Consider the following 12,338-nt stretch of genomic DNA (forward strand, 5'->3'; position numbering starts at 1 on the left):
GTCACGCCTGAAATACGGGCAAGACCGGCATAGCACTTAGAAGCTGTCGCTGGTGCTGAAGCTGCCACCACCGCTGCTGCTGGAGGTGGAGAAGTCACTGGCGCTTGAGCTCGAACTCGAACTGCTGGAGCCGGAGCTCGACCAGCTGAATGACGTAGAGCTGCTCGACGAAGAACTGCGCGGCACCAGGCGCCGACCACTTTGCAGCACGGTTTCCAGGGCGTGCAGGCTGAGGTCGCGGGTCATGTAATCGGTCAGCAGGCGCTCGATGCTCAAGGTCGTGTTGTAGGTGTAGTCGCTGTCCCGGTAATAGTCGGTGCGCAGCGCCCGCTCCAGTTCCTTGGCTCGCTCATAATTGTGCAGGGCGCGGTCATGCTCCTCGCGCAGCTTCGGCAAACGGTCCTGGACGTCACGCAGGCGCGGGTACAGTTCCTTGAGCTGGGCGGCGATCTTGTCGTCGTTGCTGTCCGGGGTCTTTTGTACTTCGACCAGCAGTTGCTCGATGGTTTGCGCCTGCAGGCGCTCGGTGATGTTCTGGCGGATGCGCAGGTAATGCGGGTCCTGCTTGCCGGCAAAATTGGCCAGTTTCAGGTGCTGCTCGTTGGCCCGGGCCTTGGCGGCGGCGATGTGCTTGTTCAGGGTGACGTCTTCGCGGCTCAGCGGGTCCATGCCAGCGGCTGTGCGCGCCAGGGCAAGTTGCTGGTCGACTGCCTCCTGCAACCCGGCTATCAGGCTCAGGCGCTCACCTTGCAGCTCTTCGTTGCGGGTCTGCATGGCCCGCAGGATCAGCTCGTTGTTGCGGTTGCCGGCAAAGTTGACGCGCTTGGCCAGCGTGTTGTCGAGCCAGCGGTGCAGAAAATTGTAGCGGTACTGCTCAGTGCCGTAGTCGCGCTTGAGCAGGTGGTAGTAGATCGGGTTGGCGCTGTACGAAGGCAGCTTGTCGACGCACTCCTGGCGGATTTCCTGGTAGCCGGTATTGGCTTCAGTGTTGGCCTCTTGCGCGGCCAGCAACTGCTCGCCCAGCTCACACCAGGCAGGTTCGAGCGCCAGTTGCTGCTTGACCTGGCGGTCGATGCTTTCAATCTGGCTGCGCACCGCGTGCTGGGCGGCCAGCGACTCGGCGATATCGGTTTCGAGCCGGGCAAGTTCGGCGCGCAGTTGCGCTTCGGCGTCCTGGCGGGCTTGCAGTTGTTGCAGGGTGTCCTGATCGAGGGCCGGGCGATGTTCAAGCTTGAGCGTGGCGATGTTACTTAGACGGGTGAGGATGTCCTGCTCCAGGCGCGCTTCCTGGTCGCTCAGGGCCGACAGCAGTTGCTCGGCGCTGCGCAGCAAGGCCTCGCAACTGCGAGCGTTCTGCGCCACGTTGCCGGTGAGGGTAGAAGGGGTCATGTGTTCACCAGTCCATGATCATGTCAGGGTTGCCCGTGGTGCGCTGGTTGAAGCGCAGGGTCAGCGAGTTGGCAGCCTTGCTGCCCATCATGCGGTTATCGACATGGCCATCGTCGAGCTTGTCCGCTTTGACCTTGAGGTATTCGGCCTGGCTGACGCGCACGGCGAACAAACGAGTCCAGCGCTGCTTGCCGGTTTCGGCGCTGGTAACCGGCACCTCGACGCTGATGCCACCTGCGTCGGTAGCCTCGACCACCAGGAACCAGCTCTTGCCCTTGTCGGTGTCTTCGCCGCGGTTGCAGCCGGCGGGGTCGTAGCAACGTTCGACCCCGGACTTGATCCCGGTGCGGTCGACGATCTGCACAGTCAATGGCACGGCGGCAAAGTCGAGCATCTGCTTGAGGTGCTCGAGCTGATAACGGGCCTGGGGGACGTTCTGCTCATGCAGGGCATTGTTGGCTTGTGCCAGCAGCGCTTGCAGTTGCGCGCGGTCATCGGCGGCCAGCGGCATCGCTTGCAGGCGCTGCTGCAACTGATCGCGCAGGGTGCTCTGTTCGAGCCAGTAGGCGATGCGCTCGATCTCAAGATCCAGTTTGGCCACTTGCTGGCTGGCCGCTTTGAGCGTATCGCCATCGTTAACCTGCAGCAGTTGCCGGTCAGCCGATTCGGCAAGCGCCTTGAGCGTGGGGAACGGCTTCAGGCCTTCGAGGTAGGCTGGCATCGCCAGCAGCCTGGCGAGGTTATCGCGCTGCGGGTAGATACCCTCTACCGTGGTAAAGGCTGCGCGGGCCGAGGAAACGGCCTTGCGGGCCTGCTCGATCTGCGCCTCGTGCATCGTGACCAGGTTTTTGACATTGTCGCGGTTGGTCTTGTTGACGAACTGCGGCACATCGCTGGCAAAACTCTGGTCCAGCGGCGGCAAGGTTTGCCGGACCTGATCGAGGATGCGGCTGACAGCGGCATCGGGCTGGGCCTGCGCCTTTTGCTGCCACTGCCTGAGCTGCTCGTGCTTGAGCTGGATGTCAGCGCGCACGTCTTCATCATGGCGGCGCAGGTCGCGGGCGCTGTTTTCGATTTCGACGGTAATGCCGCTGTCGTGGGCAATGCGCGTGCACTGGGTGATCAGTGCCGCGGCGATGATCGCCAGGACCACCTTGAACAGTTGGCTGCGCGCCATCGACGCCTTGCTCAGCAGCTTTTGCCGCCAGCTCAGCGGTGGTGCCTCGAACATCAGGCGGCGGGCGAAGAAGTCACGCACGCCTTGTTCGATCAAGGCCTCATCGAAAGCGATGTTGTGGCTTTGGTAATAGGTCCGGATGCGCGCCGCAACTTCCGCGCGGCGCTTGGGCAGGTCCAGGTGTTCCTGGACCTGCATCTGCTGGTGGCGCAATTCGTCGACGAACGCCATCGCTCCGAGCTGTTCGGAGAGTGGAATACTGCTCATCAGGCCGCCTTGCTGAGCAGTGCGGCGAACTTACGCTTGGAGTCCTCGACCGCAGCGGCGATGTCGCGCGATGCGTTGCTCGACTCGGCCCGGTAGGTTTCGGTCAGGCTGTGCATGTCGTTCTGGAACGACAGCGTGGCATCGGCCAGGGCGCGAACCGAATCGACCTTGATGGTCGAGCCGTAGCTGGCCTTGACCGCAGCTTCAAGTTGCTGGTTGCCGGTAGTGCCCAGGGCTTCGAGGCCCTTGCTGATGCCATCGGTGGTGGCATTGAGGGTATGAGTGGCTTCGGCCAGGCCGCTGTTGGCGGTGAACGAGACCGCAAGGCCGGTGAGTACCACCTCGTTGGTCGAGAAGAACGAGACCATGCGTTGGTACTGGCGCTCCTTGATCACGTGCACCTGGTTGATGCGGGCGAAGACCATCTCGGCGGTGTTGTAGCCGACCTTGAGGTCGTCGGCGATGTCCTTGACGATCTGGTAGCGCTTGTCTTCATCCTGCAGGGCGCGCACGGCTTCATCGCGGCGCAGCTCAAGGGCGGAGCGCTGGGCAGGCTCGGCCGACTCGGCTGCGGCGACTTGCTGGTTGGCTTCGTTAAGCTCGACCGTGCGCTGCTCCAGGGCCTGGCCGGCAATCGCCAGCACTTGCTGGGCCTCGACCTCGGCGGCTTTCATGGCCATGCGAAAATCCAGGTAGGACTCGAGGATCACCGTCTCGCGGCTGATCTGGTCGTTGGCCGACTTGCACACTTGCAGGTAGTTGTCGCGAATGTCGTTGAAGCGGCTGGGGATCGAGCCACGGCGTACATTCATCCACGCCAGCTTGAGTTTTTCCATGCTGTCCAGGCGCCCGTCGTCCATCCAGCCGGCCATGGCGGCGGCGTCTTCGCGGATCGAGGTAAAACTCTGGGTGATGTCCATGAAGCGGGTGGAAATGTCCATGCCCTCGATCTGCTCGCGGACCATGCTGTTGAAGGCGGTGGCTTGCTGCAGCACGGCGGCGATCGAGGTGACCTTGCTGCTGTCGTATTGCGCCACACGGTCGAGCAGTACCAGTACCGGAGCGTCCTGGACCGGACGAACGAGGTTGATGCCGATGGTGCGCAGGCCGCTCAGTGCCCGCTCGAGGTAGTTGCTCATCGAGTGTCCTTTCATGATGTGCGCGCAGCGCAAGGTAAAGCGAGGAGGGGAGTATACCGGGGGTTGCCGGCAAGCTGACCGACGATTTTTATTGCACGCAAACGAAAGTGCCCGCCTCCGGAGGGAGGCGGGCACTCGGTTGCAGCTCAGTTCAGGGCTCAGGCCGCCTTGGCTGCCTGCTGGCTCAGCGAACGGTTCAGTGCACTGAACAGCGCCTTGAAGCTCGCGGTGGTGATGTTTTCATCGATACCCACGCCGTGCACCGGACGACCACCGGCCACGCGCAGTTCGATGTAGGCCGCGGCCTTGGCGTTGGTGCCGGCGCCGATGGCGTGCTCGTTGTAGTCCATGATCTCGACGGCGATCGGCAAGCCGGCCACCAGGGCTTCAAGGGCGCCGTTGCCCTTGCCGCGCCAGTGCAGGGTGGTTTCGCCTTCACCGGCAACTTCCACTTCCACCGCGCTGTGGCCGTTCTCTTCCTGCAGGCGATGGCTGACCAGCGCGTACGGCGCGTTGGCCTGCAGGTACTCGCGGTGCAACAGCGAGTGGATCTGCTGGGCGGTCATCTCCAGGCCCAGGCGGTCGGTTTCACCCTGAACCACCTGGCTGAACTCGATCTGCATGCGCCGTGGCAGGCTGATGCCGTATTCCTGTTCGAGCAGGTAGGTGATACCGCCTTTGCCCGACTGGCTGTTGACGCGAATTACTGCCTCGTAGCTGCGGCCGATGTCGGCCGGGTCGATCGGCAGGTACGGCACTTCCCACTTGGCATCGTCTTTCTGCTGGGTGAAGCCTTTGCGGATGGCGTCCTGGTGCGAGCCGGAGAATGCGGTGTGAACCAGGTCGCCGACATACGGATGACGCGGGTGCACCGGAATCTGGTTGCACTCCTCGACCACCTTGCGCACGCCGTCGATGTCGGAGAAATCCAGCTCGGGGTCGATGCCCTGGGTGTAGAGGTTCAATGCCAGGGTCACCAGGTCGACGTTGCCGGTACGCTCGCCGTTGCCGAACAGGCAGCCCTCGACACGGTCGGCGCCGGCCATCAGGCCCAGCTCGGTGGCGGCCACGCCAGTACCACGGTCGTTGTGGGTGTGCAGGCTGATGATCACGCTGTCACGACGGTTGACGTTGCGGCCGAACCACTCGATCTGGTCGGCATAGATGTTCGGCGTCGAGACTTCGACGGTGGCCGGCAGGTTGAGGATGATCTTGTGTTCAGGCGTTGGGTTCCACACCTCGATCACTGCATCGCAGACTTCCTTGGCGAACTCGAGCTCGGTGGCGCTGAAGGTCTCCGGCGAGTACTGGAAGGTCCACTGGGTTTGTGGCTGCTGGGCGGCATATTTGACGAACAGCTTGGCCGCGTTCACGGCGATGTCCTTGACGCCTTGCTTGTCCTGGTTGAAGACGATGCGGCGGAACGACGGGCTGGTGGCGTTGTACAGGTGGACGATGGCCTTTTTCGCCCCGCGCAGCGATTCGAAGGTGCGCGCGATCAGGTCTTCACGGGCCTGGGTCAGCACCTGGATGGTGGTGTCGTCCGGGATGTGGCCATCTTCGATCAGGGTGCGAACGAAGTCGAAGTCGGTTTGCGAAGCGGACGGGAACGAGGCTTCGATTTCTTTTACGCCAACGCTGACCAGGGTCTTCCAGAAGCGCAGTTTCTTTGCCGCATCCATGGGCTCGATCAACGACTGGTTGCCATCACGCAGGTCCGAGCTGCACCAGATCGGCGCCTGGGTAATGGTCTTCGAAGGCCAGGTGCGGTCCGCCAGGTTGACGGTCGCGAAGGCGCTGTATTTTTTCGAAGGGTCTTTGAGCATGGTCATGAAAGCAATCCTTGAATGTGCGGCCTTGAAAGGGGCCCGCCGAACGAAAACGAGATGAAAAGGCGAGGCGACGCGATTCAGCTTGGTAGTCGTGCACTGACCAGGCAGAGGCTGCGGTGTTGACGAAGCAGGATGAGGGTCTGAAAGGTTTTCATGGCTTCAACCCTAACCAGTGGGGTTAAAGATGGCAAGCCTTGCGAGAAAATTGAGAGAAATGCTTAAAAAACCAGTTTTGTCGAGATTTTATGGCGGTTTACAAATAAAAAGACCGCGCCAGTTGCGCGGTCTTTTTGAATGGCGCAAGCCAGGCCTCAGGGCTGGAAGGCGCCGATGAAGATCGCCGGATCGACCCGCGCATCATTGAGGCTGACGTTCCAGTGCATATGCGGGCCGGTGGCGCGGCCGGTCGCGCCGACGCGGCCAACCACGGCGCCGCGGCTCAGTTGCTGGCCGGGTTTCACGTCGATCTTCGACATATGGCAGAACATGCTGATAAAGCCCTGGCCGTGGTCGACAAACACCGTGTTGCCGTTGAAGAAGTAATTGCCGATGAGGATTACCTTGCCGTTGGCCGGGGTCTTGATCGGCGTGCCGGCGGGTACGGCGAAATCCAGGCCAGCGTGCGGGTTGCGTTCTTCGCCATTGAAGAAGCGGCGCACGCCGAACTTGCTCGACAGCGGGCCGTTGACCGGCTTGTCGAGAATCAGGTTGCTCGGCAGGGTGGGGCTGAAGCTGCGGTAGGCCTTGATCTGCTCGGCCAGCTCGGCGTCGATGCGCTTGAGGTCGGCAGGGTCGGGGTTGACCTGGCGCTTGTTCTTCAAGGTGATGCGCTGTTCCGGGTACTTCTTGCTGCCCACGTTGAAGCTAAGGGTACGGCTGCCCTGGGTGAGCTGCGCGGTGCCGGGCTTTTGCGTCAGTGGCAGGCCGACGATGGCCAGCCAGGTGTCCTGTTCCCTGACCACCAGCACTGGCTTGCCATCAAAGCGCGCGCTGGGTGGCGTGGCGGCCGGGCCCAGGTCGACGACGGCGACGCCGCCGGGTACCGGCTTGTTCAGTTGGCGGGTGATGTAGCTGGCCTGGGCGCTGCTGGCGAACACCAGGCACAGGAGCAACAGCGGGGCAAATAGACGCGGCATGGTTCAGTCCAGTAAAGAGAGCGTGACCGGGGTCAGGTGGTTGTCTTCGACCCGCACCTGCAACTCGCCCTCGCCCAGGCGGGCGGTCAGGCGCTGGCCGTTGTGGGTCTGGGCGGCGTTGCGGATGGCCTGGCCGCGCTCGTCGAGCAAGATACTGTAGCCACGGCCCAGGGTCGCCAGCGGGCTGACCACGTGCAGGGTCTGGACCTGCGCCTGCAGACGCTGGCGACGGTCCTTGAGGGTCTCGCGCATGGCGCGCGGCAGGCGTTCGGCGAGGCTGTCCAGGCGCTGCTTGAGCAGGGTCAGGGTGCGCCCGGGATGTTGCGCGGCCAGGCGCGTGTCCAGGCGGGCGAGGCGCTCGCGGCGCTGATTCAGGCGCTGCTCGAAGGCGCGGCGCAGGCGCATGTCCAGGTCGTCGAGGCGCTGGGCCTGCTGGCGCAGGCGCTCGCCCGGGTGGCGCAGGCGCCGGGTCAGGCTGTCCAGGCGCAGGCGGTCGTGCATCAGACGGCTCTGGATGCGTAGCAGCAGGCGGCGCTTGAGGCTGTCGATGCGCCGTTGCAGGTCGCTGCTGTCCGGGGCCAGCAGTTCGGCGGCGGCAGACGGCGTCGGGGCGCGCACGTCAGCGACGAAGTCACTGATCGAGACGTCGGTTTCATGGCCGACGGCGCTGACGATCGGCGTCTGGCAGGCGGCGATGGCGCGGGCCACGGCCTCTTCGTTGAAGCACCAGAGGTCTTCCAGTGAGCCGCCACCGCGGGCCAGGATCAGCGCGTCGAAGCCGCGACTGTCGGCCAGTTGCAGGGCGCGGACAATCTGGTTGATGGCTTCGCGGCCTTGCACGGCAGTGGGGATCAGGGTCAGCTCGACCTGCGGCGCACGGCGGCGGAACACGCTGATGATGTCGCGGATCACCGCGCCGGTGGGCGAGCTGACGATGCCGATGCGCTGCGGATGAGCGGGCAGGGCGCGCTTGTTTTCGGCACTGAACAGGCCTTCGGCGCCGAGCTTTTCCTTCAGCGCTTCGAAGGCCAGGCGCAGGGCGCCGTCACCGGCCGGCTCGACAGTATCGAGGATCAGTTGATAGTCGCCACGGCCTTCGAACAGCGAGACCTTGCCGCGCACCTTGACCGCCAGACCATCGCGCAGGGCCTGGCGCACCCGCGCGGCGTTCTGGCGGAACAATGCGCAGCGCACCTGGGCACCGCTGTCCTTGAGGGTGAAGTAGACATGACCGGAGGCCGGGCGGGCGAGGTTGGAGATCTCGCCTTCGACCCAGACATTGCGGAACACGTCTTCCAGCAGCACCCGGGCGCGGCCGTTGAGTTGGCTGACGGTCAGGACTTCGCGGTCCAGGCCGAGTCTTTCGAAGGGGTCTTTGATCATGGGCTGCATCATAAAGGAATGTTGCACAGGTGTCGGCATGTAGGAGCGGGCTTGCCCCGCGATGCGATCTGGCTGACCATACCTGATCGCGGGGCAAGCCCGCTCCTACCGGTCCTGCATGCAGTTCAAGAATCCTTGCACCAGCGCTCCGGCATCGCGCCGATACGCCAGCGCCACGGTGCTGTTGCAGTCTTCATCGGCCAGTGTCACGAACTTCACCGTCGCCGGCGCAAGGTCCTGCATGCAGCGCGGTAGCAACGCCACCCCGAACCCGGCCTGGATCAGCTGCAGTTGTGTGGTTTTGCGCGACACCACCCGCGCAGCCCGGGGGAAGAAGCCTTCACGCGAACACAGCTGAGCAGACAGGTAGCTCAAGCCGCCACGCTGACGGTGAGGGATGGAGATAAAGGCTTCTTCATGCAACTGCGCCAGGTGCACGCTGCTTTCCCCGGCCAGCCGATGATCCTGAGCCACTGCCAGTAGCAAGGGTTCCTCGAACAGCGCCTGCACACATACGTCCTCGTGCTGACGCAGCACCGGCAGGCGCAGCAGGCCCACTTCCAGGCGACCTTCGGCCAGTTCCTCAAGCTGCGCCTCGGAGGACTGCTGGGCGATTTCCATGGACACCCCGGGGTTGTCATGCAGATAGCCACTGAGCCGTGCCAGCAACTGCCCGCTCAGCGGCACGGTGCTCGAGTGATTCAGGCGCAGGCTGCCGCGTACGCCCTGGCCGACCTCACGGGCCAGGCGCTGGGCTTTTTCCAGGTCCACCAGCAAGGTCCGCGCCCGCGGCAAAAAGGCCTGGCCCGCAGCGGTGAGGCGCGGCTGGCGGGCGGTGCGCTCGAACAGCAGGGTCTCGAGTTGCGACTCCAGCTCCTTCACTTGCCGGCTCAGCGCCGACTGGGCGATGAACAGCCGCTCGGCCGCAGCACTGAAGCTGCCGCTCTCGGCAATTTCGACGAAGTAACGCAACTGACGGGTAGAGATCATGCTGCTATGCCGTTTCAAGATGGCTTGTAAGGTAATTGCATATTAGTCGGCATGGCTTGCAGCTGGCTAAAGTTTCTACACCTCCACTGGTGAAGACCGTCATGCTTTCCACCCTGTTTGCCCAATTACCGTTTACCCCGCTCGACTGGTTGCCGATCCTGTTGGGTATTGGCGCCGCCTATGTCGTCTTCGGCATCGCCGGCTTCGGTACCGCGCTGGTGGCCGGCCCGGTGCTGATCAACTTCATGCCGCTGTCGCGGATCATTCCATTGCTGGTGCTGCTGGATTTCGTCGCCGCCTTCGGCAACTGGTTGCCGGCGCGCAAAGACGTGGCGCGCCCGGAGCTGATGCGCCTGCTGCCATGCATGGCGCTGGGCTGCACCTTTGGCGTGGTGTTTCTGCTCAACCTCAAGTCCGACGTGTTGCTGTTATTGATGGGGCTGTTTATCAGCGCTTATGCCCTCTACAGCTTGGCGGTGAAGGTCAGGCCGGCGCAGCTGTCGGCGGCCTGGTCGGTGCCGATGGGGACGGCGGGCGGCCTGTTCGGTGCCTTGTTCGGCAGCGGCGGCTTTCTCTATGCGCTCTACCTCAACGCCCGGTTGCCCTCCAAGGAGCAGGCGCGGGCCACCCAGAGCGCGCTGATCAGTTGCAGCACTGTGGTGCGTCTGAGCCTGTTCCTGATCGCTGGCGTATATGCCGACCTGCCGCTGTTGCTGCTGGCCTTGTGCCTGGCGCCGATGATGCTGGGCGGTGTGTACCTGGGCCGGCGCCTGACCCTGAACATGTCGCGTGAGACCTTCGTGCGCCTGGTCACCTGGCTGGTGCTGGCCAGCGGCATTGCCCTGATCGGCCGCTACCTGAGTGAGGTAAACTGGCATCTTTGAACCTGTTTGGCCGCTGTGATGACAAACCAGAGCATTATTGTCCCGAAGATTTCCACCGTCCCCGTCCATGAGGCCCGCGCCCGGGCGATCCTGCGCTGGCTGGTGCGCGAGAAAGTCATTGAGGAGCAACTGAGCACCTGCGGCAGCACCGGTAGCCGTATGGCCTACGCCATCGCCGAGGGCGCACGCAAAGTCGTCGAGCGGCCCGAACTGCTGCCGTTCGGCCAGCCGGTCAACGGCCTCGAGGTGATCACCAAACGCTGCATCTATACCCCCACCGATGGCTTTCTCGAAGAAGCCGGCTGCGCCGAGTGCCGCAAGGAAGTCGGCGTGGCGCTGTTCGAGAGCCTGGAAGACTGGATGCCCGGGCGCACGGAAAACTTCGTTTGCCCGCTGTGCGGCCATGAAGACGACATCAACGGCTTTCTGTTCCTGCAACCCTGTGCGTTTTCCAACCTCGGTTTCATCTTCAATAACTGGACTGCGGCGGGGTTCAGGCAGGGTTTTCTGGATAACTTCGCCGATTGGCTGGACCAGCCGGTGGCCGTGGTGCAGGTAAGCCGCGAAGGTAACTGACCGAAGGCCCATCTTTGCATTGAGCGAAGGGCACTGGATGAGTATAATGGCGCGCTTCCATTTTTCCCGCCCGGGAGCCCCCGCGATGCTGCGTATCAGCCAAGAAGCCCTGACCTTCGACGACATTCTCCTAGTGCCTGGTTATTCAGAGGTGCTACCCAATGAAGTCAGTCTCAAGACCCGTTTGACCCGTGGCATCGAGCTGAATATTCCGTTGGTTTCCGCCGCCATGGATACCGTGACCGAAGCCCGCCTGGCCATTGCCATGGCCCAGGAAGGCGGCATCGGCATCATCCACAAGAACATGACCATCGAGCAGCAGGCTGCCGAAGTGCGCAAGGTCAAGAAGTTCGAGGCTGGCGTGGTCAAGGACCCGATCACCATCGAGGCTGACGCCACGGTCCGTGACCTGTTCGAACTGACCCGGCTGAACAACATCTCCGGCGTTCCGGTGCTGCACAATGGCGACCTGGTCGGCATCGTCACCTCCCGCGACGTGCGCTTCGAAAACCGCCTGGACGCCACCGTCCGTGAAGTGATGACGCCTAAAGAGCGCCTGGTCACGGTCAAGGAAGGCGCCGACAAGAACGAAGCCCGCGAGCTGCTGCACAAGCACCGCATCGAGCGCGTACTGATCGTCGACGACAAGTTCGCCCTCAAAGGCATGATGACCGTCAACGACATCGAAAAAGCCAAGGCCTACCCGCTGGCCAGCAAGGACGACCAGGGTCGTCTGCGTGTTGGTGCTGCGGTCGGTACCGGTAAAGACACCGGTGATCGCGTTTCCGCACTGGTTGCCGCCGGCGTTGACGTGGTGGTGGTCGACACCGCTCACGGTCACTCCAAGGGCGTGATCGATCGCGTTCGCTGGGTAAAAGAGAACTTCCCGCAGGTTCAGGTCATCGGCGGCAACATCGCCACCGGCGCTGCGGCCAAGGCCCTGGCCGAAGCCGGCGCTGACGCAGTCAAGGTCGGTATCGGCCCGGGCTCGATCTGCACCACCCGTATCGTCGCCGGTGTCGGCGTGCCGCAGATCAGCGCCATCGCCAATGTTGCCGCGGCCCTCGAAGGCACTGGCATCCCGCTGATCGCCGATGGCGGTATCCGCTTCTCCGGTGACCTGTCCAAGGCCATCGTAGCCGGTGCCTCGGCAGTGATGATGGGTTCGATGTTCGCCGGTACCGAAGAGGCTCCGGGCGAGATCGAGCTGTTCCAGGGCCGTTCCTACAAGGCTTACCGCGGCATGGGCTCGCTGGGCGCCATGTCCCAGGCCCAGGGTTCTTCCGACCGTTACTTCCAGGACTCTTCGGCCGGTGCCGAGAAGCTGGTTCCGGAAGGTATCGAAGGCCGTGTGCCCTACAAGGGCACCCTGACCGCGATCATCCACCAGCTGATGGGCGGCCTGCGTTCCTCGATGGGTTACACCGGCAGCGCCAACATCGAAGAAATGCGCACCAAGCCCGAATTCGTGCGCATCACCGGTGCCGGCATGGCCGAGTCCCACGTGCATGACGTACAGATCACCAAAGAAGCGCCAAACTATCGGGTCGGCTAACGCCTCCAGC

The 12,338-nt window shown here is 63.2% G+C and carries 10 protein-coding genes; 3 read left to right on the forward strand and 7 right to left on the reverse strand.

Annotated elements, in window-relative coordinates:
* Window positions 1-36: 36 nt before the first annotated feature.
* From LOY22_RS05185 to LOY22_RS05215, 7 genes are all read right to left on the reverse strand, one after another.
* Complete coding sequence (locus LOY22_RS05185; protein WP_258596664.1) at window positions 37-1,389, reverse strand: hypothetical protein; 1,353 nt, start codon at window positions 1,387-1,389, stop codon at window positions 37-39.
* A gap of 4 nt (window positions 1,390-1,393) precedes the next feature.
* The gene (locus tag LOY22_RS05190; protein WP_258596666.1) at window positions 1,394-2,833 is read right to left on the reverse strand and encodes a DUF6384 family protein; all 1,440 of its coding nucleotides are present in this window, start codon (window positions 2,831-2,833) and stop codon (window positions 1,394-1,396) included.
* A complete protein-coding gene (locus LOY22_RS05195) occupies window positions 2,833-3,972 on the reverse strand; it encodes a hypothetical protein (protein WP_045196463.1) in 1,140 nt (379 codons plus the stop codon). The genes LOY22_RS05190 and LOY22_RS05195 overlap by 1 nt, the downstream gene beginning before the upstream one ends.
* Window positions 3,973-4,130: 158 nt before the next feature.
* Complete coding sequence (gene leuA, locus LOY22_RS05200; RefSeq protein ID WP_045196464.1) at window positions 4,131-5,804, reverse strand: 2-isopropylmalate synthase; 1,674 nt, start codon at window positions 5,802-5,804, stop codon at window positions 4,131-4,133.
* 311 nt (window positions 5,805-6,115) lie between these two features.
* Window positions 6,116-6,940 carry a M23 family metallopeptidase gene (locus LOY22_RS05205; protein WP_093387011.1) on the reverse strand — a complete coding sequence of 275 codons (825 nt, stop codon included), beginning with the start codon at window positions 6,938-6,940 and terminating at the stop codon, window positions 6,116-6,118.
* 3 nt (window positions 6,941-6,943) lie between these two features.
* On the reverse strand, window positions 6,944-8,323 hold the full coding sequence (gene xseA, locus LOY22_RS05210; protein WP_258596668.1) for an exodeoxyribonuclease VII large subunit: 1,380 nt from the start codon (window positions 8,321-8,323) through the stop codon (window positions 6,944-6,946).
* 105 nt (window positions 8,324-8,428) lie between these two features.
* Window positions 8,429-9,313, reverse strand: coding sequence for a LysR family transcriptional regulator (locus LOY22_RS05215; RefSeq protein WP_258596670.1), 885 nt, complete (start codon window positions 9,311-9,313; stop codon window positions 8,429-8,431).
* Window positions 9,314-9,414: 101 nt separating this feature from the next.
* Between LOY22_RS05215 and LOY22_RS05220 the strand changes: the two genes are divergently transcribed.
* The 3 genes from LOY22_RS05220 (at window position 9,415) to guaB (ending at window position 12,328) form a co-directional block, all read left to right on the forward strand.
* Entirely contained in the window at window positions 9,415-10,197 is a 783-nt protein-coding gene (locus LOY22_RS05220; RefSeq protein WP_408980935.1) for a sulfite exporter TauE/SafE family protein, read from the forward strand.
* Between the two features lie 18 nt (window positions 10,198-10,215).
* Window positions 10,216-10,773 carry a sugar ABC transporter ATPase gene (locus tag LOY22_RS05225; protein WP_045196470.1) on the forward strand — a complete coding sequence of 186 codons (558 nt, stop codon included), beginning with the start codon at window positions 10,216-10,218 and terminating at the stop codon, window positions 10,771-10,773.
* 85 nt (window positions 10,774-10,858) lie between these two features.
* Window positions 10,859-12,328 carry an IMP dehydrogenase gene (guaB, locus tag LOY22_RS05230; protein WP_045196472.1) on the forward strand — a complete coding sequence of 490 codons (1,470 nt, stop codon included), beginning with the start codon at window positions 10,859-10,861 and terminating at the stop codon, window positions 12,326-12,328.
* Window positions 12,329-12,338 lie beyond the last annotated feature (10 nt).

Source organism: Pseudomonas sp. B21-035 (genome assembly GCF_024748945.1).
GTDB lineage: Bacteria > Pseudomonadota > Gammaproteobacteria > Pseudomonadales > Pseudomonadaceae > Aquipseudomonas.

What these genes read in the sequence shown, in the direction of transcription:
- LOY22_RS05185 (WP_258596664.1), bottom strand. Translation starts at nt 1,389, where the DNA reads ATGACCCCTTCTACCCTCACCGGCAACGTGGCGCAGAACGCTCGCAGT.
- LOY22_RS05190 (WP_258596666.1), bottom strand. Translation starts at nt 2,833, where the DNA reads ATGAGCAGTATTCCACTCTCCGAACAGCTCGGAGCGATGGCGTTCGTC.
- LOY22_RS05195 (WP_045196463.1), bottom strand. Translation starts at nt 3,972, where the DNA reads ATGAGCAACTACCTCGAGCGGGCACTGAGCGGCCTGCGCACCATCGGC.
- leuA (WP_045196464.1), bottom strand. Translation starts at nt 5,804, where the DNA reads ATGACCATGCTCAAAGACCCTTCGAAAAAATACAGCGCCTTCGCGACC.
- LOY22_RS05205 (WP_093387011.1), bottom strand. Translation starts at nt 6,940, where the DNA reads ATGCCGCGTCTATTTGCCCCGCTGTTGCTCCTGTGCCTGGTGTTCGCC.
- xseA (WP_258596668.1), bottom strand. Translation starts at nt 8,323, where the DNA reads ATGATCAAAGACCCCTTCGAAAGACTCGGCCTGGACCGCGAAGTCCTG.
- LOY22_RS05215 (WP_258596670.1), bottom strand. Translation starts at nt 9,313, where the DNA reads ATGATCTCTACCCGTCAGTTGCGTTACTTCGTCGAAATTGCCGAGAGC.
- LOY22_RS05220 (WP_408980935.1), top strand. Translation starts at nt 9,415, where the DNA reads ATGCTTTCCACCCTGTTTGCCCAATTACCGTTTACCCCGCTCGACTGG.
- LOY22_RS05225 (WP_045196470.1), top strand. Translation starts at nt 10,216, where the DNA reads ATGACAAACCAGAGCATTATTGTCCCGAAGATTTCCACCGTCCCCGTC.
- guaB (WP_045196472.1), top strand. Translation starts at nt 10,859, where the DNA reads ATGCTGCGTATCAGCCAAGAAGCCCTGACCTTCGACGACATTCTCCTA.